Here is a 20,168-nt window from a genome sequence, read left to right as displayed (position 1 = left end):
CCGTGGGCAGCACTGAAATGACCGGTCGCAGCAAATACGCGACGCGGCTCGACCCTGCGCTGTGGGCCTATATAGACGGCATCAACGCCTGGTATCCGCCCGAGACGATCGACCTGCCGATCGCCAAGCAGCGTGCGATCTATGACAGGATGTGCCGGGCGCTTCGCCAGCCCTATCCGCCGGGGGTGACGGCGAGCGACGACCTCATCGCCGCCCCCGGCCGGAACATCGCGGTGCGGCACTACGGGATGGCAGGCACGGCCGCGCGGGCCACGGTGCTTTATTACCATGGCGGCGGCTTCATCCTGGGCGGGCTCGACAGCCATGACGACATCTGCGCCGAGATCTGCGCCGGCACCGGCTTTGCCGTGCTCTCGGTCGACTATCGGCTGGCGCCCGAACATCTCCACCCCGCCGCCTTCGACGACGCTCTGGCCGCCTTCGAATGGGCGGCGGCTAGAGCGAACGGGCCACTGCTGCTGTCCGGCGAGAGCGCCGGCGGCAATCTGGCGGCGGCGGTCAGTCACGCGACGCGCGCTCGCGCGAAGAGGCCGACCGGCCAGGTGCTGATCTATCCCGGCCTCGGCGGCGACGAGACTGCCCGCTCCTACATCGAGCATGCCGAGGCGCCGCTTCTGTCGACCGGCGACGTCGCTTTCTACCGCCACGTCCGCTCGGCCAAGAGACAGGCGCCGGACGATCCGACCTTCTCGCCGCTGCGCGCCGCCGACTTCTCCGGCCTGCCGCCCACCATTGTCGTTACCGCCGAATGCGACCCGCTGTCGTCGGACGGCGAGGCCTATCGCGACCGCATCCTGGCCGCCGGCGGCAAAGCGAGCTGGCACGAGGAGAAGCGCCTCGTGCACAGTTTCCTGCGCGCCCGCACCACCGTGCCGGCTGCCGCCGAGGCGTTCCGGCGCATAATCGCGGCGATCGCGGCACTTGGCGCGGGCGAATGGCCCGTCGAACACTGAACCCGAGCGACGCAGCCCTCAATTGCGCCCGTAAAACGCGTTCGGGACATGCACCGGCCAGCGCCATGGCAGCACGGCGATCATGTCGAACCGCATCGACAGCCTGCCGTAATCCGGCTGGCGCGACAGCCAGATGTCGGCGGCGCCTTCGATGCGGCGCTCCGATTCATGGGCGATCGCCTCCATCGCTTCCATCAGCGTGCGGCGCGCCTTGACCTCGACGAACAGCACCAGGTCGCCGCGCCGCGCGATCAGGTCGATCTCGCCGAAACGGGTGCGATGGCGGCGCGCCAGGATCCGGTAGCCTTTCAGCACCAGCGCCGCCGCCGCCAGCCATTCGCCGCGATGGCCGCGCCGGTAGGCCTTTTGACGGCTGACGCTCGGGAGCCTAGCCACGGTCCTCTCCAGAGGCATCCCTGAGTTCCAGCAGCCGCCGGTAAAGCGCCTGCTTCTGGCCGCCGGTCATCTTCGCCGCTTCCGCCGCCGCCTTCGAAGCCGGCATTTCGGCGGCGAGCGACAACAGCATCCGGTCGATATCGGCCGGCTCGTCCGCCCTGGCCTCGGCCGGACCGACGCACACCACGATCTCGCCCTTCGGCGTATCGGCCGCCGCATAGTGGTCGGCCAGCGCCCGCAGCGTGCCGGTGCGCATCTCCTCGAAGGTCTTGGTCAATTCCCTGCCGATCGCTGCCTTGCGCTCGCCGCCAAGCGCTTCGGCCATCGCGCCGAGAGACTCGGCCAGCCGGCGCGGCGATTCGAAGAAGATCAGCGTCGCCGGCACCGCTTTAAGCGCGTCCAGCCGCGCCAGCCGCTGCCCCGCCTTGACCGGCAGGAAGCCGGAGAACAGGAAGGCATCCGAAGGCAAGCCGGATGCGGTGAGCGCGGCAAGCGGCGCGGACGGACCGGGGATGGGCACGACGCGAATGCCCTGGTCGAGCGCCTCGCCGACCAGCCGGTAGCCGGGATCGGAAACCAGCGGCGTGCCGGCATCCGAGATCAGCGCCACGCTCTGCCCCGACTGGAGCGCCGCTATCAATTTTGGCCCGGCCTCGCCGGCATTGTGCTCGTGATAGGCCGTGGTGCGGCGGCGGATGCCGTAGCGGTCGAGCAGCACGCGCGACACGCGCGTGTCCTCGCAGGCGACCATGTCGGCGGCGGCCAGCGTCTCAAGCGCGCGCAGCGTGATGTCGGCGAGATTGCCGATCGGCGTCGCCACCAGATAGAGCGCGGGTTCGAGCGGCCGGGCCGCGATCTCGGTCTGCCCGATCACATAGCTGCGCTTTCCCGTCTCGCCAGTCACCGGTGCCTTCTCCGTCAGCGGCGCGCCCGCGTCCAGATGGAGCCGCGAAGGACGTTCCGAAATCATCCGCCCTGTTTGGCACGGCCCGCGCCGGGTTGCAAAAGCCGCTGTAATGCAAGGCGAGCGCCATTCCTTCGCCACAGTAGGGAACGAAACCGTCTTTCGCAGATTTAGCCCCTGATTCCCCCGGGAGGACAGGATGGACAGACTGACCATACAGGACGCTTTCGAGCCCTACTATGCAGGCCGCAAGCGCTTTGCCGCGCAAGGAGACGGGAAGCCGCCCGCCACCACGGACGGCAAGCAGGGGCCCGCGCGCCGCCCGCCACCAGAGATCAAGCTACCCGACAACGAACCCGACAGCACGACGGAGCACTGACCGGACGATGCCCAATCGCTTCGATATTTTCATCACCCGTCTCGAAACCAAGAACGCCCGCCACGGCGCAGCACTACCCTCGATAAGCGACCAGCACCGCGCCCGCCGCGATAAGGGCGACGCCAAGCCAGTTCGCACCGGTGAGCCGCTCGCCGAGAAAGACCGTGCCAAACACCGCCACAAGCACGACGCTTAGCTTGTCGATGGGCGCCACCTGCGCCGCATTGCCGATTTTCAGCGCGCGGAAATAGCAGAGCCACGAGGCTCCGGTCGCCAGTCCCGACAGGCTAAGGAAAAGCCAGGTCTTCCCGGAGATCGAGGCCCACGATTGGAATTGGCCGCTGGCGGCGAGGATCGCCGCAAGCACGACCAGGATGATGGCTGTCCGGATGAGGGTGGCGAAATCGGAATTGATGGTCTCGATGCCGACCTTGGCGAAGATCGCCGTCAGTGCCGCGAAAGTCGCCGACAACAGCGCCCAGAATTGCCAGGAGAGCGGCAGGTTCATTCGGATAGCCTCACCGGTCGGGTCTCAACTCAGATACCGCGAAACAGCCGCCTCCAGAAGCGTAATCTTGGCTTCGAGATTGGGAGCAGCATCCCCGCCTACCGTGCCAGATCGGCCACCACGGCGTCGAGCACGATCATGCCGGCGGGCGTGGCGCGCAGGCGGGCGTTGCCGATCGGCGCCACCAGCCCTTCGCCTTGCAGCACCGACAGCCGCGCGCTCGACAGGCCGCGCCCGGAAAACGCTTCGTAACGCGACAGGTCGATGCCTTCCGCCAGCCTCAGTCCCATCAGCAGGAACTCGTCAGCCTCTTCGGAGCGCGTCAGGGTCTCGCCGCCGGTGACGCCATGGCCCTTGGCCTCGACCAGATTGGCCCAGGTTTCCGGCATCCTCTCCGCGATGGTCACGACGCGGTGGCCGTTCTCGACGAAGCGGCCATGCGCGCCGGGGCCGACGCCGACATATTCGCCATAGCGCCAGTAGGTCAGATTGTGCCGGCTTTCGGCACCCGGCCGGGCGTGGTTTGAGATCTCATATGCCGGCAAACCATGGGCTGATGTCACCTCTTGCGTCAGCGCATAAAGGTCGGCGGCGTGGTCGTTGTCGGGGATGATGAATTTCTTCGCCGCGTGCAGCGCGTGGAACGGCGTGCCTTCCTCGATGGTCAGCTGATAGAGCGACAGATGGTCGGCGGCGTGGCCGATCGCCTGTTCGAGCTCCGATGCCCAGGCCTCCGGCGTCTGGCCTGGCCGTGCGTAGATCAGGTCGAAGGAGAGCCTTGGGAATATCTCCCGCGCGAGCCCGATCGCGTGCAGCGCCTCGTCCACATTGTGCAGCCGGCCAAGGAAGCGCAAATCCTTGTCGTTCAGCGCCTGCACGCCGAGCGAGACCCGGTTGACGCCCGCAGCGCGATAGCCGCGAAAGCGTTCGGCTTCGACCGAGGAGGGATTGGCCTCCAGCGTCACCTCGATGCCGTCGGGCACCGTCCAGTTCTTCGCCACGGCGTCCAGGACCCTGGCCACCGTTTCCGGCTTCATCAACGACGGCGTGCCGCCGCCGAGAAAGATGCTGGTCACCTCGCGTGGGCCGGTGCGCTGGCGCATCGTCGCCAGTTCCGCCTCGAAGGCGGCGGCAAAGCGCTCCTGGTCGACCGGCTGGTGGCGGACATGGCTGTTGAAGTCGCAATAGGGGCATTTGGCCGCGCAGAACGGCCAATGCACATAGACGCCGAAACCGGGGCTGCGGTCGAGCGGCATGGTGGCGCCGGGCCTGATCATGCCGAGCCTAACCGGGCCAGACCCAATCGGGCTTGGGCGAATTTCTGGAAGGCGCGGGCGCGGTGCGACAGCGCCGTGGCCTGGCCGGGTTTCCAGCCGTGTTTTTCCTCGGCGGTCATCTCGCCGAAGGTCTTTTCGAAGCCGTCGGGCAGGAACACCGGGTCGTAGCCGAATCCGAGCTCGCCGCGCGGCGGCCAGACCAGCGTGCCTTCGGCCTCGCCGCGGTAATATTCGGCCTCGCCGTCGGGAAAGGCGAGGCAGATGACGGCGACGAAGCGACCCTTGCGCTGCTCGGCCGAGGCGGCGCCGACTTCCTGCAGCGCCACTTCGGTGCGCTGCATGGCGATGCCGAAATCCCTGCTGCCATCAGGCGTTTCGGCCCAGTTGGCGGTGTAGACGCCGGGCGCGCCGTCGAGCGCGTCAACGCACAGGCCCGAATCGTCCGACAGCGCCGGCAGGCCCGTCGCCTTGGCCGCGGCGAAGGCCTTGATATAGGCGTTCTCCTCGAAGGTTGTGCCGGTCTCCTCGGGTTCGGGCAAGCCATAGTCCTTCGCCGATTTCGCCTCGAATCCGAATGGCGCCATCAGATCGGCGAATTCGCGCAGCTTGCCTTCATTGTGGCTGGCGACGACGATCTTTTTTCCGTCGAGAGAATGCATCAAAGTCCCCAGATTCTCGGCTCGGCGAATTCGATCGAATTGCCGGAGGGATCGCGGATATAAAGCGAGCGGCCGCCTTGCGGCCATTCGAATTCGCTTTCGACAGCGATGTTCTTCGCCTTCAGATGGGATTTCCAGCGGCTGATTTCATCGGCGGTCGCCGCAAAGCAGAGATGGCCTTCGCCCGATGTGCCGTGTGGCGGCACTTTCAGCCTCGCGTCGGGCGCAGGCGGGATCCTGGTCGCCTCGGCGTTGAAGACCAGCAGCACGCCGGCTCCGCAACGGAAGAACAGATGGCGGCCCTCGACCTTGCCGAGAGGAGTGAGGCCGAGGATGTCGGTGTAGAAGGCTTCGGCAGCGGCGAGGTCGGTGACGTAAAGAGCGGATTCAAGAATTGCAGAGGGGATCACGAGGCACCCCCCTCTGGCCTGCCGGCCATCTCCCGCGCAAGGGGGGAGATTGGCGGCGTGAGCGCCGGCTCATGGTATTCTATTCTGATTATTGGCGAAGCTCGAGACAACAGCCGATCTCCCCCCTTGCGGGGGAGATGCCCGGCAGGGCAGAGGGGGGTGCCCAGGCTCCGCATGAATAAACTACGCCACCGCCATCTGCTGCAAACTCACCAGCCTCTGGATGCCTTTCTTGGCCAGGCCCATCAGCTCGGCGAACTGCCCTTCCGAAAAGGGCTCGCCCTCGGCCGTGCCCTGGATCTCGACGATGCCGCCCTTGCCGGTCATGACGAAATTGGCGTCGGTGCCGGCGGAGGAATCCTCGAGATAGTCGAGGTCGATGACCGGCTGGCCGTCATGGATGCCGCAGGAAATCGCCGCGACATGGTCCTTCAGCACCTTGGCGACGCTCACCATCTGCCGCGCTTCCATCCAGCGCAGGCAATCGTAGAGCGCCACCCAGCCGCCGGTGATGGAGGCGGTGCGGGTGCCGCCATCGGCCTGGATGACGTCGCAGTCGACGGTGATCTGCTGCTCGCCCAGCGCCTGCAGGTCGACCACGGCGCGCAGCGAGCGGCCGATCAGCCGCTGGATCTCCAGCGTGCGCCCGCCCTGCTTGCCGGCGGAGGCCTCGCGGCGCATGCGCTCGCCTGTCGAGCGCGGCAGCATGCCGTATTCGGCCGTCACCCAGCCTTTCCCGGAATTGCGCATCCAGCCCGGCACCTTTTCCTCCAGGCTTGCCGTGCACAAGACATGCGTGTCGCCGAACTTCACCAGGCACGAGCCTTCGGCATGTTTGGAGACGCCGCGCTCGAAGGAGATGGCGCGCATTTCGTCGAACTGGCGTTTGGAGGGGCGCATTCGGCCTGCTTTCTTGTCAGCTTTTTTGAATCTTGGCCGGCTTTTAGACGCATGCGGGGCACGGCGTAAAGGAAAATGGACCGGCGGCCGCAAACGCGGCGACACCGGGGCGATCGCGCAACACGACACCGGGGTGATCGCAAGTGCGACACCGGCTGATCGCGCAACGCGACACCGGGTTGCGCGCAGCGCCGCGAAGTCTATATCCTTGAACCGGAGGTTATGGCCGCAATGACCAAGGCAGTCGATCCCGCTTCGCAGTCGCTCGCTCTTCACGCGCCGGCACTTCAGGCGCCCGCACTTCAGGCGCTCGACATGCGTTCGCGCGACATCTTCCGGCGTATCGTCGATTCCTATCTGAGGGACGGCGAGCCCGTGGGATCGCGCAGCCTGTCGCGCATCCTGCCGTCCTCGCTGTCGCCCGCCACCATCCGCAACGTGATGAGCGATCTCGAACATCTCGGCCTGATCTACGCGCCGCACATCTCGGCCGGTCGCCTGCCGACGCAGGCCGGCCTGCGCTTCTTCGTCGACGCCTTCATGGAATTGGGCGACCTCTCCGACGAGGAGCGGCGCAGCATCGAGGCGCAGGTGCGCGCCTCCGGCTCGGGCGCCACGCTGGAACACATGCTGACCGAGGCCAGCCAGATGCTGTCGGGCATGTCGCGCGGCGCCGGCCTGGTGCTGGCCGCCAAGAACGAGGTGGCGCTCAAGCACATCGAGTTCATCCAGCTCGAGCCCACCAAGGCGCTGACCGTGATGGTGTCGCAGAACGGCGACGTCGAGAACCGGGTCATCGATCTGCCGGCCGGCATCACCGTCTCGCAATTGCACGAGGCCTCGAATTTTCTCAACGCCCATATTCGCGGCCGTACGCTGGCCGAGGCGCGGGCGGAGGTCGAGCGTATCAAGGAAGAGACAAGGGCAGCGCTCGACACGCTGTCGCAGGACCTGGTGGAGAAAGGGCTGGCGGTGTGGGCCGGCGCGGAAAGCGGCCTGCCGGCGCGCCTGATCGTGCGCGGCCGCGCCAATCTGCTCGAAAACGTCACCGCCCAGGCCGACATCGAACTCCTGCGCCACCTGTTCGAGGACATGGAGACGCAGGACGGGCTGATCCAGCTGCTCGACCTCGCCGAGGCGGGACCGGGCGTGCGCATCTTCATCGGCTCGGAAAATAAGCTTTTCTCGCTCTCCGGCTCGTCGCTGGTCGTGGCACCCTACCGCGACAAGGACGCCCGCGTCGTCGGCGCGCTCGGCGTCATCGGCCCGACCCGGCTCAACTATGCCCGCATTGTCCCGATGGTCGACTATACGGCGCAGCTGATATCGCGCATGCTGCGCTGAGAGCTGGGATCGATCCAGACGGCCGAGGAGAGAAAAGATGGCGCTGGAATCGTTCAAGGCCCAGATCAGCCTGCTGCTGGAGGAGATGGTCAACCAGCCTGAGGATGTGCGCGAAGTGCAGGAGCAATTGCGCGAGAAGCTGCGCGAAATCCGCGCCATGGGCATGCCGCTGCCGGCCGATCTCGTCGAACTGGAAAAGAACCTCGACGCCGATCTCGATCTCGACGCGGATAGCTGACCCGAATTCCTTCAACTCCCCGTGTCGTCCGGAACGACTGCCGAGCCCGCCCGTTCCCTTGATGCATGTGACTTCGGTCTTGGGACAACGACATGCATGAAGAAGCGAGAAGCTGGAGACTGGGATGATCCGACTTGCCGGCGCCGTGGTAATCGCTGCTGCCTTGCTCTTCGCCGCGACGGCATTGGCCCAGCAGGAAGAGCCGGTGCTGAAGGGCGCGGCCGCATTCGGTGACTGGCGGGCCGATGCGCCGGGCGTGCGCCGGTTGATCAGCCCGCAAGACCAGCCCAGGCCCTATGTCACCAGATCCGCCTCGAACGGCGCCGGTCCGGTGCAAAGGCCGCAAGGCGCCGAGCCGCGGCTGCCGGCGGGCTTTTCGGCGGAACTGATCGCTTCGGGCATCGACAATCCGCGCGTCGTGCGCGTCGCGCCCAATGGCGACCTGTTCGTCGCCGACAGCGAGGCCAACCAGATCCGCGTCTACCGTCTCGGCGAGGGCAGCGCGAAACCTGTCAGGGACGGCATCTTCGCCCGCAATCTCAACCAGCCCTACGGCATCGCCTTCTACCCGCCTGGGGACAACCCGCAATGGGTCTATGTCGCCAACAGCGACAGCATCGTGCGCTTTCCCTACCGCGATGGCGACCTGGAGGCCTCCGGCGAGCCGGAAACCATCGTCCGCGATATTCCGGCCACTCATCACTGGACCCGCGACATCGCCTTCTCGCCGGACGGCAAGACGCTGTATCTCTCGGTCGGCTCCGGCTCGAACGCCGCCCAGGACATGGCAAGGAAACCGCGGGGCGGGCTCGACGCCTGGGCCAGGTCGAAGCCGCTCGGCGCCACCTGGGGCGCGGAGGAAGGCCGCGCCGACGTCAGGGCTTTCGACCCGGACGGTAGGAATGGGCGCATCGTCGCCACCGGCCTGCGCAACTGTTCGGGCATGGCCATCCAGCCGGCGGCGGGCGCGCTGTGGTGCGTGGTCAACGAGCGCGACGCGCTCGGCGACAACGTGCCGTTCGAATATGCGACCGAAGTGAAGGAAGGCGCCTTCTACGGCTGGCCCTGGTACTATATCGGCGACAATGAGGATCCGCGCCACAAGGGCGCGCGTCCCGACCTTGCCGGCAAGGTCACCGTCCCCGACATTCTGATGCAGGCGCATTCGGCGCCGCTCAACATCGCCTTCTACGACGGCAGGAATGTCCGCGCAGGATCCGGTTTTCCGGCCGAATACAGGGGCGACGCCTTCGTCGCCCTGCACGGTTCGTGGAATCGCGGCAACAGGACTGGCTACAAGGTGGTGCGGCTCAAGTTCAAGGACGGCAAGCCGACCGGCGAATATGAGGATTTCATGACCGGCTTCGTCACCTCCGGCGGCGAGGTCTGGGGCCGGCCGGTCGGCGTGGCGGTGGCGAGCGACGGCGCGCTGATCGTCACCGAGGACGGCAACGGCACCATCTGGCGCGTGACCTACGGCGACGGCCGGTCCTGATCCGCTGGGAGGCCTCGAGCACGGGGCATGCCTGGTGCAACCAAATCCGGCTCCAGGCAATTCCCGCCCGCGAAACTCTGTGCGACAAGGCGCCGTCCCAGCAGTTTCGCGGACGCAAGGCTCGATCCATGACCCTCACCGGCTTTCTCGCCTACAGCGCCGCCCTCGGCTTGGCCGCGGCCATTCCCGGCCCCGGCATCACCGCGCTTGTGGCGCGCGCGCTCGGTTCCGGCTTCCGCTCGTCGCTGGCCATGTCCTTCGGCCTGATGCTCGGCGACCTCCTTTATCTCACCGCCGTGGTGCTTGGGCTTGCCTTTGTCGCGCAGACCTTCGGCCTGGTGTTCCTCGCCGTCAAATGGGCCGGCGTCGCCTATCTCGCCTTCCTCGGCTGGCGCTTCTGGACCGCCGGCATCACGCCCGAGACGGTCGAGGCCAGGAAAGGCAAGGGCGGGCTAGCGTCGAGCTTCCTCGCCGGCCTGACGGTGACGCTCGGCAATCCGAAGACGATGATCTTCTATCTCGCCATCACGCCGACCATCGTCGACCTCAAGACCATCACGCTGGCCGATTACGGCATCCTCGCCGCACTCACCGTCCTCGTCCTGTTCGTGGTGCTGGTGCCTTATCTGGCGCTGGCGGCCAAGGCGCGCTGGTTCCTGCGCTCGCCGCGCGCCCTGAAGGCGCTGAACCGCACCGCGGCCGGTTTCATGGTCGGCGCGGCGGCGGCGATCGCCGCCCGCCAATAGGGCCATTTTTGCCAAGGCATTCCGCCGGACTGGCTTTTGCGGGAACGCTTTTCCGAGGCCGAGGCGTTTTAGACACGGGCCCCACTCGGATATTTTCGGGCGACGGTCTATCTCGCGTCCGTGGAAGGCCTATCTTGGCGGCCATCCGTCTGAGATCAGTTCCATCCGCCTGACATTCTGGGAGCCAAACCAATGAACAAGTCCGCCGCCTCCGCTCGTGTTCCCGGCTGTGGCCGCATCTACAATTCCATCACCGATACGATCGGCGACACGCCACTGGTGCGGCTCGACAAATTCGCCAAGGAGAAGGGCATCGTTGCCCATCTCATCGCCAAGCTTGAATTCTTCAACCCGATCGCCTCGGTCAAGGACCGTATCGGCGTGGCGATGATCGAGGCGCTCGAGGCATCGGGCAAGATCGCTCCCGGCAAGACGACGCTGATCGAGCCGACTTCGGGCAATACCGGCATAGCGCTTGCCTTCGCCGCCGCCGCCAAGGGCTACAAGCTGATCCTCACCATGCCCGAGACCATGTCGGTCGAGCGCCGCAAGATGCTGGCGCTGCTCGGCGCCGAACTGGTGCTGACCGAAGGGCCGAAAGGCATGAAGGGCGCCATCGCCAAGGCCGACGAACTGGCGGCCACCATCCCCAACGCCATCATCCCGCAGCAGTTCGAGAACCCGGCCAATCCCGAGATCCATCGCACGACGACTGCCGAGGAGATCTGGAACGACACCCATGGCGAGGTCGACATCATCGTCTCCGGCATCGGCACCGGCGGCACCATCACCGGCGTCGGCCAGGTGCTGAAGAAGCGCAAGCCTTCGCTGCATGTCGTCGCGGTCGAACCGGAAACCTCGCCGGTGCTGTCGGGCGGCCAGCCTGGCCCGCACAAGATCCAGGGCATCGGCGCCGGCTTCGCGCCAAAAATCCTCGACACCACCATCTATGACGAAATCGTCACGGTCTCGAACGAGGATTCGGTCGCCAATGCCCGCCTCGTCGCCCGGCTGGAAGGCGTGCCGGTCGGCATCTCCTCGGGCGCCGCTTTGCAGGCGGCGATCGTCGTCGGCTCGCGGCCGGAGAACAAGGGCAAGAACCTGGTGGTGATCATCCCGTCCTTCGCCGAGCGCTATTTGTCGACGATCCTGTTCGAAGGGCTGGGCGCTTAGGGTCTTCGTTGGGCGAAGCGATACGACGCGTCGCCTGTCAAGTTTCGACACGCCCCCTGCCGAGCGCCTAACACAAAGGTGCTTAGCCTGGCCCGCTGAAAAAACCCGCCGTGGCGGATGCCACGGGCTTGAGCAGCGCCCTGCTTCCGGTTCATATCGCCCCCGGCCCTAGCAGGGCCGGCGGAGGACCTCATGTACAAGCTCTACACCCGTCCCGGCAGCGGCGGCTTCGTTGTCGAGGCGGCCCTGGTGTTGGCCAATGCGCCGTTCGAGCAGATCGACGTACCGAAATCCGATCGGCCCGATCCCGCTTTCCTCCACATCAGCCCGCTGAACCAGGTGCCGGTGCTGACCTTGCCGGACGGCCGCTCGCTGACCGAATCGGCGGCCATCTGCATCCTGCTCGCCGAACGCCATCCGCGGGCCGGACTGGCGCCGGCGGCCGATGAACCGGCCCGCGCCGACTTCCTGCGCTGGATGGCGTTCATGTCGTCCGCCCTCTATCCGGCGGTGCTGCGTTTCTACTACGCGCCACGCTACACGGCCGACGCCGACGGCGCCAAGGCCGTCAAGCAGGCGGCCGTGGCCGAGATGGACCGCGGCTTTGCCGTCGTCGATGCCGCCTTGCGCGGCCGCGACTGGCTGGCAGGCGAGGCGATGTCGGTGGCCGATATCTATCTGGCCATGCTGGTGGCCTGGCATCCCGACAGCGGCAAGGCACGCACTGCCTGGCCCGACATCGAACGCCTGTGGGCCAGGCTTCGCGAGCACCCGCTGATGAAGACGCTCAACGCCTCGCACGAAATGTGGCCGGGCTGAACGGGTCGCCGGCAAAGCACCGCCGTCGGGCATTTCAATGCCTGAGCGTCGCGCGTTTTACCTGCAGGAAGCGGCGTACCGCCGGATCGCTTTCGAGGCCGATCGCGCGGTCATAGGCCTCGACCGCCTGCGGCACCTGGCCGAGCCTGGCCAGAAGGCCGGCGCGGGCGGCCCAATAGGGCTGGTAATCATTGAGCCGCTTGTCGTCGCCAAGCACGTACAACGCCGCCAGCCCCGCCACGGCGCCCTCGGCTTCGGCGATCGCCACCGCGCGGTTGATCGCCACCACGGGCGATCGTGCGATCGAAAGCAACGCGTCGTAGAATTCGCGGATCGCCACCCAGTCGGTCTCGCCGCTCAGCCGCCGCGCCGCGTGGACGGACTGCACGGCCGCCTCGAGCTGGTAGCGGCCGATCGCGCCCATGGAGGCGGCGCGGCCGAGCAGGACTTCCGCCTCGTCGATCAGGGCATGATCCCACAGCGCATGATCCTGCTCGGCGAGCGGCACATAATCTCCGGACCCATCGCGGCGCGCGGTACGGCGCGCCTCGGCGAACAGCATCAGCGCAAGCAGGCCCAGCGCCTCCGGTTCGTCCGGCAGCAGCGAGGCCACCAGCCTGCCGAGCCAGATCCCTTCTGTGGCCAGGTTCCGGCGCCGCGTCTCTGTGCCCGCCGGGTCGGACCAGCCCTCGGCGAAGGTCGCGTATATGGCCTCCAGCACGGTATCCAGGCGCTCGCCGAGTTCGGCTCGCTCCGGTACGCGGAACGGAATGCCGGCTTCACGAATGCGGGCCTTGGCCCGCACCAGGCGCTGGCCCATTGTCGCCGGCGGGACCAGGAAGGCGGAGGCGATCGTTGCGGCGTCGAAGCCAAGCACGGCCTGCAGGATCAATGGCGCGCGCACGCCAGGTTCGATCGCCGGATGCGCGCAGGCGAACATCAGCCGCAGCCGCTCGTCGGGCAGGTCCTGGTCGGTCATGCACGCCTCCGCCTCCTCGGCAATCAGCTTGAGATGGTCGCGGCCGGCTTCGCTGGTGAGCCGCCGCCGCACCGCGTCGACACGCCGCCGCCTTGCCACGGCAAGCAGCCAGGCCTCCGGCTTTTCGGGCACGCCGGTTCGTGGCCAGCGTTCGAGCGCCGCGGCAAAGGCGTCGGCCAGCGCGTCCTCGGCGGCGGCCACGTCGCGCGTGGGCGCCGCGAGCCAGGCGACCAGCTTGCCGTAGCTTTGCCGGGCGGCGGCCTCGGCGGCTGCCCGGGCAATCTGCGAGCTGCTGTCCATCACATCGTCATTTCTTGGGCATGTATTCGGCCATTTCCCAAATCGGCCGCAACTCGACCGTGCCTGTGCTGGCCGCCGGGCAGCGCGCCGCCCATTCGATGGCGGTATCGATGTCGGCCGCTTCGATCATGTAGAAGCCGGCAAGCTGCTCCTTGGTGTCGGCATAGGGGCCGTCGATCACGTTGGTCTTGCCGTCGGTGATCCGCACCGAGGTGGTTGCCTGAGTCGGGCGCAGCCTTTCTCCGGCCAGCCACGCGCCGGATTTCTTCAACGCTTCGGTATAGGCGCCATAGGCCGCGCTCATCTGTTGGGCCTTCTCGATCGGCGTGTTCGCCAGTGCGGCTTCGTCGTTGTTGATCAAAAGCATGTATCGCATGGGTCTTCTCCCGTGGTTTCATAGGCCGCGTCCTTGCGAGCCGGACATATGTCGCGCGACAAGGGCCGATTTCGACAGGTGCCGGAAAAAATCTTTCGACCACGGTCGCGTCCCGCGCAAGCCGGGAGCTGTTTCCGCATCCATTCAACCGTTCGTCTAATGAATGCAATTGCGGGTTGGCATTTGCGGCCCGCCGTCTAAACTTGGCCGGTTCGCATCGAGGAGGTGGTGCGGCAGCCAATATTTTCAGGGAGGAAACCGGATGTTCCATTTCAGAACGAAGTTCGTTGCAGCCGGCGCAATGGCGCTATCGCTTGGGCTTGGCATTGCCTCGGCCAGGGCACAGGAATTCATCAACGTGCTGACCGGCGGCACGTCGGGCGTCTACTACCCGCTCGGCGTGGCGCTGTCGGAAATCTACAGCAAGGGCATCGCAGGCGCCCGCACCCAGGTGCAGGCCACCAAGGCTTCGGTCGAGAACCTCAATCTGCTGCAGCAGGGCAAGGGCGAGATCGCCTTCGCGCTCGGCGATTCCGTCAAGATGGCCGCCGAAGGCAATGCCGAGGCCGGCTTCCCCGGCAAGCTCGACAAATTGCGCGGCATCGCCGCCATCTATCCCAACTACATCCAGATCGTCGCCAGCCAGGAATCCGGCATCAAGACGCTGGCCGACCTCAAGGGCAAGAGCCTGTCGGTCGGCGCGCCGGCCTCCGGTACCGAGCTCAATGCGCGTGCCATCTTTGCCGCCGCCGGGCTGAAATACGAGGATCTCGGCCGGGTCGAATACCTGCCCTTCGCCGAATCGGTCGAGCTGATCAAGAACCGCCAGCTCGATGCCACGCTGCAGTCGGCCGGCCTCGGGGTCGCCTCGATCCGCGATCTCGCCACCTCGGTGCCGATCAACGTCGTCGCCGTGCCGGCCGAGGATGTCGCCAAGATCGGCGCCCCCTATCTGTCGGTGGTTATCCCCAAGGGCACCTATGAGGGCCAGGCCGAGGACGTCGCGACCGCGGCCGTCGGCAATTTCCTCATCACCCGCGCCGATGTTTCCGACCAGACGGCCTATCAGATGACCAAGCTGATGTTCGAGCATCTCGACCAACTAGCCGCCGCCCACGCCGCCGCCAAGGCGATCGATCCTGCAAAGGCGCTCGAGGGCATGCCGGTGCCGCTGCATCCGGGCGCTGAGCGGTACTACAAGGAGAAGGGGTTGCTGAAGTAGGCGAGGACTATCTGAGATGTCTTCGCGACGCGCCCCCCTCTGTCCTGCCGGACATCTCCCCCTCAAGGGGGGAGATTGGCCGTCGTCACCTCCTTCGCCAACTGCTGACGTTGCTGAAAGAACGCCGACACCGATACTGCCGATCTCCCCCCTTGAGGGGGAGATGCCCGGCAGGGCAGAGGGGGGCGCCTCGCACTGTCATTCGCTCATTTTGGAGTGCATCGGATGAGCGAAACAACGCATGGAACGACAGCCGACGGCAAATCCTCCACCTTCCATCTCCCCGTCGCCGAAGAGCAGGTCGAAGGCTTGCCGCCGGGCTTTGGCGAGGGCATCGCCGGCAAGGCTGCCTTCCTCATCGCCGTCGCCTTTTCCGTGTTCCAGATCTACGTCGCCGCCTATGGCAGCATCCCGAGCCAGGTGGTGCGGGCCATGCATGTCGGTTTCCTGCTGCTGCTCGGCTTTGGCCTGATCGCCAACCTGCGCGCCCGAAGCCTGCCGGCCAAGGCCGTGTTCTGGGCGTTCGGCGTGCTCGGCTTCGGCACCGGCCTCTACAATTGGGTGTTCTACACCGACCTCATCCGCCGCTCCGGTTTCCTCACCACGCCGGATCTTGTCGTCGGCGCGGTGCTGGTGGTGCTGGTCTTCGAGGCGGCCCGGCGGCTGATGGGACTGCCGCTGGCGATCATCGCTTTCATCTTTCTCGCCTATTGTTTCGTCGGCAACCATCTGCCGCCGCCCTTCATCCATCGCGGCTACGATTTCGCCCAGCTCGTCGACACTTTCGCCTACGGCACCGAAGGCATATACGGCACGCCGGTCTATGTCTCGGCCGCCTATATCTTCATCTTCGTCGTCTTCGCCGCCTTCCTCGAACGCGCCGGCATGATCGCGCTGTTCAACGATTTCGCGCTCGGCCTGGTCGGCTCGTGGCGCGGCGGCCCGGCGCAGGTCTGCGTTTTGTCCTCGGCGCTGATGGGCACCATCTCCGGCTCCGGCGTTGCCAATGTCGTGGCCAGCGGCCAGTTCACCATCCCGCTGATGAAGCGCTTCGGCTTCCGCTCGGCCTTCGCCGGCGCCGTCGAGGCGACCTCCTCGATGGGCGGCCAGATCATGCCGCCGGTGATGGGCGCGGTCGCCTTCATCATGGCCGAGACGCTGAACATCCCCTATGCCGAAGTGGTCAAGGCGGCGATCATCCCGGCGCTGCTCTATTTCGGCGCCTGTTTCTGGCAGGTGCATCTGGAAGCCGGCAAGGCCGGCCTGCACGGCATGGCCAAGGCCGAACTGCCCAATCCCTGGGATGCCGTGCGCCAGCACTGGCCGCTGGTGCTGCCGCTGGCGGCCCTCATCTATCTCCTGTTTGCCGGCTACACACCGATCTTCGCCGGCACGATGGGGCTGGCGCTGACCATCGTGCTCATCCTCGGCACCCCACTGGCGGCCCTGATCGGACCGCTCGCCTTCCGCGTCGTCTTCTGGCTGGCACTCGGGCTCGCCGCCGCCTCGTTCATGCGCTTCGGCGTCAACATACTCGGCCTCGTCATCGCCGCGCTCGTCGTCGCCTGCTTCGCCTTCAAGGGCGGGCGCGAAACGCTGCGGATCTGCGTGGATTCACTCGCCGAAGGGGCCAAGAACGCGCTGCCGGTCGGCATCGCCTGCGCCATCGTCGGCATCGTCATCGGCACGCTGACGCTCACCGGCATCGCCTCCACCTTCATCGGCTGGATCATCTCCATCGGCCAGGACAATCTGTTCCTGTCTCTGGTGCTGACCATGCTCACCTGCCTGGTGCTCGGCATGGGCATCCCGACCATTCCCAACTACATTATCACCTCCTCGCTGGCCGGCCCGGCGCTGCTGTCGCTCGGCGTGCCGCTGGTGGTCAGCCATATGTTCGTCTTCTACTTCGGCATCATGGCCGATCTTACGCCGCCGGTGGCGCTGGCCGCCTTCGCGGCCGCCCCGATGGCCAGGGAAAGCGGCCTCAAGATCGGCATCCAGGCGACCAAGCTTGCCATTGCCGGTTTCGTCGTGCCGTTCATGGCGGTCTACACGCCGGCGCTCATGCTGCAGGATCCAGGCCCGATCGCCGCCCAGTTCGGCTACCCCGTCGAGGTCGCCTACATCGTCGTCAAGGCGTGCATGGGCATCGTGCTGTGGGGCGCCGCCGCCGTCGGCTTCCTTGCCAGGCGCATGGCGTGGTGGGAACGGCTCGTCGCCTTCTGTGCCGGCGTGCTGCTGGTCGCGGCGATCCCGCTCACCGACGAGACGGGCTGGGCATTGTCGTTTGCCTGGATCGGCTGGCACTTCTGGCGCGCGCGGCGGGCGGCGGCCCAAGCATGAGCCTGTGTATCCTTGCCGCCGGCAAGACGGCGACGCTCGCGGCCGCCGCCTTCACCCTGTCCTGGACGCACTCGGTGGAGCGCACGCGCTGGGAGGAGCACTGGAAGGTGATGCCTTCCGGCCTGCAAGTCACCGAGGCGCGCATAAAGGGCTCGGGCGCCGGCATGGAACCACCCGAGGGCGCGGTGCTGCGAGACGGCTGGTGGGCCTATGCGCCGAAGGCCGGGCCGCAGCGAAGCCTTATGCTCGCCGCCTCCGGCGCGACCGGTGATGGTTGGACACTGTGCACAGATCAGGGTTGCCGAGAACTCGGCAAGGTGGCCGGCGGCACGATTGTGCTGGAGCCGTGTGCTCCGGACGGCACGAGCCGGCCGCGGTAGCGCACGATCATCCCGGCTGGAGCCGACGCCGTCGAAGACGGTCAGCGGCTGGGTTGCATCGAAGGGTATTCAGAAGGACGGCTTGGACTGGACCCGACTGGACTGGAGAAGGTCGCTTACGCGGGCCTCGGCGGCTCGTGTCCTGAGACATTAAGCCGGCGAAGGCGGTCTCAAAGCCGCGGCGATGTCGCACGCCGCCGATCGGCGAAGGTCGGGCGCTCGGCGCGATAGGTGGTGGCGCGCGACTCGACGTCAGGCCTGCAGATGCGGCTGTTGTGTCGGCTCTCGAAAGTCATGGTCAGTGCGCGCCCAGCGAGGTGCCGCGACGAGCGCAGGCCGGGCCCGGCCCGCGCATGTAGTAGCGCTCGGGCCGATAGGTCGGCGCGACGAATTCGCGGATGGCTGCGGCATAGCCGATGAGGTGCGTGAGGAAGTTCATTTTACCTGTCCCTGTCCCGACTTTCGGGTGTCCCTTCCGAATTGCGGAAATCATAGCGTCGAGGCGTGAATAGTCGGTGAACGCGATGTTAATTTCTGGTCGAAAACCCGTCGCTTCATGGCCGGAATGCGGCTGATTCGGGGTCTTTCCACGCCTTTTGTCGCCATTTCGGCGTGTGTGACTTTTGCATCACATATGTTTCGTTTGGATGTCGCCTGGGTGCGGTTGCGTTTCAGCTTTCGCCCTGGCGGGAGAATTTTCCTTGCTCGCCGCCGCAAGTCCGGAACCCGGCTTGGGACGAGACGTTGATTCTTCGAGCCGGCATGGCCGGCCCATGGGGCCGCCGACCTGCGGCCCCACGCTAACCCGCAACCGCAAGAGCAAAGGAAGGGCCGCAATCATGGGCTTCTTTTCGAAGGACATCAAAACCCTGGACGACCTCTTCGTGCACACGCTGCGCGACATCTATTATGCCGAAAAGCAGATCGAGAAGGCATTGCCGAAGATGATCGACAAGGCGACGGATCCGCAGCTGAAGGCCGGCTTCGAGAAACATCTCGAGCAGACCAGGGGCCATGTCGAGCGCGTCGAGCAGGTGTTCGAACTGCACGGCGTCAAGGCCAAGGAAGTCAACTGCCCGGCCATAGACGGCATCCTCGAGGAAGCCGACGACGTCAGCGGCGACGTCGACGACAAGGAGGTGCTGGACGCGGCGCTGATCGCCTCGGCGCAAGCGGTCGAGCACTATGAGATGACCCGCTATGGCACCTTGATCGCCTGGGCCAAGCAGCTTGGCCGCAGCGACTGCGCCAACGTGCTGGCCAAGAACCTCAAGGAAGAGCAGGCGACGGATCGCAAGCTGACCGAAATAGCGGAAAGCAAGATCAACCTGCAGGCCGCCGAATAGGGGCTGAAAGAGCCGGGGCCGGTGGCAATCGCGCCGGCCTTGGCTCGACCGGATTGGAACCGTTGGGGTCGTCGTCCGTTCCAGCCAGGTCCTTCTCTACAGGAAATCATCATGGCGCCGCGTCCCGCCTGGAGAGGCTATCTGAAGCTTTCGCTGGTCACCTGCGCCATCGAACTGACCAATGTCGTCACCCATGCCGAGAAGGTCTCTTTTCGCATCCTCAACCGCGAGACCGGCAACACGGTGAAGCGGATCTATGTCGACGCCGAAACCGGCAAGCCGCTTGAGGATGGCGACGAGATAAAGGGCTACGAGGACGACGATGGCAAGTTCATCCACATCGAAGAGGACGAGATCGAGGCCATCCAGATCGAGTCCTCGCACACGATGAGCCTCGACGGCTTCGTCGACAAATCCTCCATCGAGCAGATCTATCTCGATACACCCTATTACGTCGCGCCGGCCGACAAGGTCTCGCAGGACGCTTTCGCCGTCATCCGCGACGCGATGGCCGGCAAGAAGATGGCGGGTCTGGCGCGCATCGTGCTCTATCGGCGCGAACGTCCCGTGGTCATCGAACCGCTCGGCAAGGGCATGGTGCTGACGACGTTGCGCTACGACAACACGGTGCGCCAGCCGGACACCGTCTTCGGCGACATCGAATCGGTGAAGACGGATCAGGAGATGACCGATCTGGCCGAGCTCATCATCGACAAGAAGAAGGCGAAGTTCGATCCCTCGAAATTCGAGGACAAGTACGAGGATGCGCTGCTCGAACTGATCCGCGCCAAGAAGGCGGGCCGCAAGGCGCCGAAGGCCAAAGCGGCGCCCAAGCCGTCCAACGTCGTCAATCTTTTCGACGCTCTGAAGAAGAGCCTTTCGTCGGACGGCGGATCGGGCGAACGCCGCGGCAAGGCCTCCGCGAAAGCCAAACCGGCGGTCAAACGCGGCAAGCCGAAAGAAGCCGCGCCCAAGCGCAAATCGGCGTGAGGACATC

The 20,168-nt window shown here is 65.9% G+C and carries 23 protein-coding genes; 13 read left to right on the top strand and 10 right to left on the bottom strand.

Going from position 1 to position 20,168, the window contains the following annotated elements; all coding sequences use genetic code 11:
- Nucleotides 1-17: 17 nt before the first annotated feature.
- Nucleotides 18-974, top strand: a complete 957-nt coding sequence (locus FJ973_RS02035) for an alpha/beta hydrolase (RefSeq protein ID WP_140491833.1) — start codon at nt 18-20, stop codon at nt 972-974.
- Nucleotides 975-992: 18 nt separating this feature from the next.
- On the opposite strand, the gene FJ973_RS02030 is transcribed toward FJ973_RS02035, so the two are convergent.
- On the bottom strand, nt 993-1,370 hold the full coding sequence (locus FJ973_RS02030; protein ID WP_181165189.1) for a YraN family protein: 378 nt from the start codon (nt 1,368-1,370) through the stop codon (nt 993-995).
- Complete coding sequence (rsmI, locus tag FJ973_RS02025; protein ID WP_140563839.1) at nt 1,363-2,274, bottom strand: 16S rRNA (cytidine(1402)-2'-O)-methyltransferase; 912 nt, start codon at nt 2,272-2,274, stop codon at nt 1,363-1,365. The genes FJ973_RS02030 and rsmI overlap by 8 nt, the downstream gene beginning before the upstream one ends.
- A gap of 199 nt (nt 2,275-2,473) precedes the next feature.
- On the opposite strand from rsmI, the gene FJ973_RS02020 reads away from it, so the two are divergent.
- The gene (locus FJ973_RS02020; protein WP_140491829.1) at nt 2,474-2,653 is read left to right on the top strand and encodes a hypothetical protein; all 180 of its coding nucleotides are present in this window, start codon (nt 2,474-2,476) and stop codon (nt 2,651-2,653) included.
- Nucleotides 2,654-2,726: 73 nt separating this feature from the next.
- On the opposite strand, the gene FJ973_RS02015 is transcribed toward FJ973_RS02020, so the two are convergent.
- The 5 genes from FJ973_RS02015 to rph all read right to left on the bottom strand — a co-directional run bounded on the left by FJ973_RS02015 (nt 2,727) and on the right by rph (nt 6,407).
- Nucleotides 2,727-3,161, bottom strand: a complete 435-nt coding sequence (locus FJ973_RS02015; RefSeq protein WP_140554723.1) for an EamA family transporter — start codon at nt 3,159-3,161, stop codon at nt 2,727-2,729.
- Between the two features lie 98 nt (nt 3,162-3,259).
- Nucleotides 3,260-4,438 carry a radical SAM family heme chaperone HemW gene (gene hemW, locus FJ973_RS02010; RefSeq protein ID WP_140491825.1) on the bottom strand — a complete coding sequence of 393 codons (1,179 nt, stop codon included), beginning with the start codon at nt 4,436-4,438 and terminating at the stop codon, nt 3,260-3,262.
- Nucleotides 4,435-5,097, bottom strand: a complete 663-nt coding sequence (rdgB, locus tag FJ973_RS02005; protein WP_140554722.1) for an RdgB/HAM1 family non-canonical purine NTP pyrophosphatase — start codon at nt 5,095-5,097, stop codon at nt 4,435-4,437. Before rdgB ends, hemW begins: the two co-directional genes overlap by 4 nt.
- Complete coding sequence (locus FJ973_RS02000; RefSeq protein WP_140554721.1) at nt 5,097-5,507, bottom strand: VOC family protein; 411 nt, start codon at nt 5,505-5,507, stop codon at nt 5,097-5,099. Before FJ973_RS02000 ends, rdgB begins: the two co-directional genes overlap by 1 nt.
- 183 nt (nt 5,508-5,690) lie before the next feature.
- On the bottom strand, nt 5,691-6,407 hold the full coding sequence (gene rph, locus FJ973_RS01990) for a ribonuclease PH (RefSeq protein ID WP_140491814.1): 717 nt from the start codon (nt 6,405-6,407) through the stop codon (nt 5,691-5,693).
- A 231-nt stretch (nt 6,408-6,638) separates the two neighbouring features.
- Between rph and hrcA the strand changes: the two genes are divergently transcribed.
- From hrcA to FJ973_RS01960, 6 genes are all read left to right on the top strand, one after another.
- The gene (gene hrcA / locus FJ973_RS01985; protein ID WP_140491812.1) at nt 6,639-7,751 is read left to right on the top strand and encodes a heat-inducible transcriptional repressor HrcA; all 1,113 of its coding nucleotides are present in this window, start codon (nt 6,639-6,641) and stop codon (nt 7,749-7,751) included.
- Nucleotides 7,752-7,788: 37 nt separating this feature from the next.
- Nucleotides 7,789-7,989, top strand: coding sequence for a hypothetical protein (locus tag FJ973_RS01980; RefSeq protein WP_140491810.1), 201 nt, complete (start codon nt 7,789-7,791; stop codon nt 7,987-7,989).
- Nucleotides 7,990-8,113: 124 nt separating this feature from the next.
- Entirely contained in the window at nt 8,114-9,484 is a 1,371-nt protein-coding gene (locus tag FJ973_RS01975; RefSeq protein ID WP_140491808.1) for a sorbosone dehydrogenase family protein, read from the top strand.
- 128 nt (nt 9,485-9,612) lie between these two features.
- Nucleotides 9,613-10,230: a LysE family translocator gene (locus tag FJ973_RS01970; RefSeq protein WP_140514131.1), complete on the top strand. Its 618-nt coding sequence runs from the start codon at nt 9,613-9,615 to the stop codon at nt 10,228-10,230.
- A 192-nt stretch (nt 10,231-10,422) separates the two neighbouring features.
- Nucleotides 10,423-11,403, top strand: coding sequence for a cysteine synthase A (gene cysK / locus FJ973_RS01965; protein WP_140554719.1), 981 nt, complete (start codon nt 10,423-10,425; stop codon nt 11,401-11,403).
- Between the two features lie 192 nt (nt 11,404-11,595).
- Nucleotides 11,596-12,222, top strand: a complete 627-nt coding sequence (locus FJ973_RS01960) for a glutathione S-transferase family protein (protein WP_140554718.1) — start codon at nt 11,596-11,598, stop codon at nt 12,220-12,222.
- Nucleotides 12,223-12,256: 34 nt separating this feature from the next.
- Here FJ973_RS01960 and FJ973_RS01955 read toward each other — a convergent pair whose 3' ends face one another.
- Nucleotides 12,257-13,501, bottom strand: coding sequence for an RNA polymerase sigma factor (locus FJ973_RS01955; RefSeq protein WP_140554717.1), 1,245 nt, complete (start codon nt 13,499-13,501; stop codon nt 12,257-12,259).
- 7 nt (nt 13,502-13,508) lie between these two features.
- Nucleotides 13,509-13,877, bottom strand: coding sequence for a YciI family protein (locus FJ973_RS01950; protein ID WP_140491798.1), 369 nt, complete (start codon nt 13,875-13,877; stop codon nt 13,509-13,511).
- 262 nt (nt 13,878-14,139) lie between these two features.
- On the opposite strand from FJ973_RS01950, the gene FJ973_RS01945 reads away from it, so the two are divergent.
- The 3 genes from FJ973_RS01945 (at nt 14,140) to FJ973_RS01930 (ending at nt 17,825) form a co-directional block, all read left to right on the top strand.
- Entirely contained in the window at nt 14,140-15,099 is a 960-nt protein-coding gene (locus FJ973_RS01945; RefSeq protein WP_140554716.1) for a TAXI family TRAP transporter solute-binding subunit, read from the top strand.
- Nucleotides 15,100-15,324: 225 nt separating this feature from the next.
- The gene (locus FJ973_RS01935; protein ID WP_140554714.1) at nt 15,325-17,445 is read left to right on the top strand and encodes a TRAP transporter permease; all 2,121 of its coding nucleotides are present in this window, start codon (nt 15,325-15,327) and stop codon (nt 17,443-17,445) included.
- Nucleotides 17,442-17,825 carry a DUF1850 domain-containing protein gene (locus FJ973_RS01930; protein WP_140554713.1) on the top strand — a complete coding sequence of 128 codons (384 nt, stop codon included), beginning with the start codon at nt 17,442-17,444 and terminating at the stop codon, nt 17,823-17,825. Before FJ973_RS01935 ends, FJ973_RS01930 begins: the two co-directional genes overlap by 4 nt.
- A 298-nt stretch (nt 17,826-18,123) precedes the next feature.
- Here FJ973_RS01930 and FJ973_RS01925 read toward each other — a convergent pair whose 3' ends face one another.
- A complete protein-coding gene (locus tag FJ973_RS01925; protein ID WP_013892047.1) occupies nt 18,124-18,264 on the bottom strand; it encodes a hypothetical protein in 141 nt (46 codons plus the stop codon).
- Between the two features lie 400 nt (nt 18,265-18,664).
- Between FJ973_RS01925 and FJ973_RS01920 the strand changes: the two genes are divergently transcribed.
- Nucleotides 18,665-19,171, top strand: a complete 507-nt coding sequence (locus tag FJ973_RS01920; protein ID WP_140491790.1) for a ferritin-like domain-containing protein — start codon at nt 18,665-18,667, stop codon at nt 19,169-19,171.
- 111 nt (nt 19,172-19,282) lie between these two features.
- Nucleotides 19,283-20,161, top strand: a complete 879-nt coding sequence (locus FJ973_RS01915; protein WP_140514137.1) for a Ku protein — start codon at nt 19,283-19,285, stop codon at nt 20,159-20,161.
- The last annotated feature ends 7 nt before the right edge of the window (nt 20,162-20,168 follow it).

The organism is Mesorhizobium sp. B2-1-3, from assembly GCF_006442495.1.
Lineage (GTDB): Bacteria > Pseudomonadota > Alphaproteobacteria > Rhizobiales > Rhizobiaceae > Mesorhizobium.
This window is presented reverse-complemented; position numbering and strand designations above follow the sequence as displayed.

Bases quoted from the DNA above. Each gene is read 5' to 3' on its own strand.
- FJ973_RS02035 (WP_140491833.1), top strand. From the start codon at position 18: ATGACCGGTCGCAGCAAATACGCGACGCGGCTCGACCCTGCGCTGTGG.
- FJ973_RS02020 (WP_140491829.1), top strand. From the start codon at position 2,474: ATGGACAGACTGACCATACAGGACGCTTTCGAGCCCTACTATGCAGGC.
- FJ973_RS02015 (WP_140554723.1), bottom strand. From the start codon at position 3,161: ATGAACCTGCCGCTCTCCTGGCAATTCTGGGCGCTGTTGTCGGCGACT.
- hemW (WP_140491825.1), bottom strand. From the start codon at position 4,438: ATGATCAGGCCCGGCGCCACCATGCCGCTCGACCGCAGCCCCGGTTTC.
- rdgB (WP_140554722.1), bottom strand. From the start codon at position 5,097: ATGCATTCTCTCGACGGAAAAAAGATCGTCGTCGCCAGCCACAATGAA.
- rph (WP_140491814.1), bottom strand. From the start codon at position 6,407: ATGCGCCCCTCCAAACGCCAGTTCGACGAAATGCGCGCCATCTCCTTC.
- hrcA (WP_140491812.1), top strand. From the start codon at position 6,639: ATGACCAAGGCAGTCGATCCCGCTTCGCAGTCGCTCGCTCTTCACGCG.
- FJ973_RS01980 (WP_140491810.1), top strand. From the start codon at position 7,789: ATGGCGCTGGAATCGTTCAAGGCCCAGATCAGCCTGCTGCTGGAGGAG.
- FJ973_RS01975 (WP_140491808.1), top strand. From the start codon at position 8,114: ATGATCCGACTTGCCGGCGCCGTGGTAATCGCTGCTGCCTTGCTCTTC.
- FJ973_RS01970 (WP_140514131.1), top strand. From the start codon at position 9,613: ATGACCCTCACCGGCTTTCTCGCCTACAGCGCCGCCCTCGGCTTGGCC.
- cysK (WP_140554719.1), top strand. From the start codon at position 10,423: ATGAACAAGTCCGCCGCCTCCGCTCGTGTTCCCGGCTGTGGCCGCATC.
- FJ973_RS01960 (WP_140554718.1), top strand. From the start codon at position 11,596: ATGTACAAGCTCTACACCCGTCCCGGCAGCGGCGGCTTCGTTGTCGAG.
- FJ973_RS01955 (WP_140554717.1), bottom strand. From the start codon at position 13,501: ATGGACAGCAGCTCGCAGATTGCCCGGGCAGCCGCCGAGGCCGCCGCC.
- FJ973_RS01950 (WP_140491798.1), bottom strand. From the start codon at position 13,877: ATGCGATACATGCTTTTGATCAACAACGACGAAGCCGCACTGGCGAAC.
- FJ973_RS01945 (WP_140554716.1), top strand. From the start codon at position 14,140: ATGTTCCATTTCAGAACGAAGTTCGTTGCAGCCGGCGCAATGGCGCTA.
- FJ973_RS01935 (WP_140554714.1), top strand. From the start codon at position 15,325: ATGAGCGAAACAACGCATGGAACGACAGCCGACGGCAAATCCTCCACC.
- FJ973_RS01930 (WP_140554713.1), top strand. From the start codon at position 17,442: ATGAGCCTGTGTATCCTTGCCGCCGGCAAGACGGCGACGCTCGCGGCC.
- FJ973_RS01925 (WP_013892047.1), bottom strand. From the start codon at position 18,264: ATGAACTTCCTCACGCACCTCATCGGCTATGCCGCAGCCATCCGCGAA.
- FJ973_RS01920 (WP_140491790.1), top strand. From the start codon at position 18,665: ATGGGCTTCTTTTCGAAGGACATCAAAACCCTGGACGACCTCTTCGTG.
- FJ973_RS01915 (WP_140514137.1), top strand. From the start codon at position 19,283: ATGGCGCCGCGTCCCGCCTGGAGAGGCTATCTGAAGCTTTCGCTGGTC.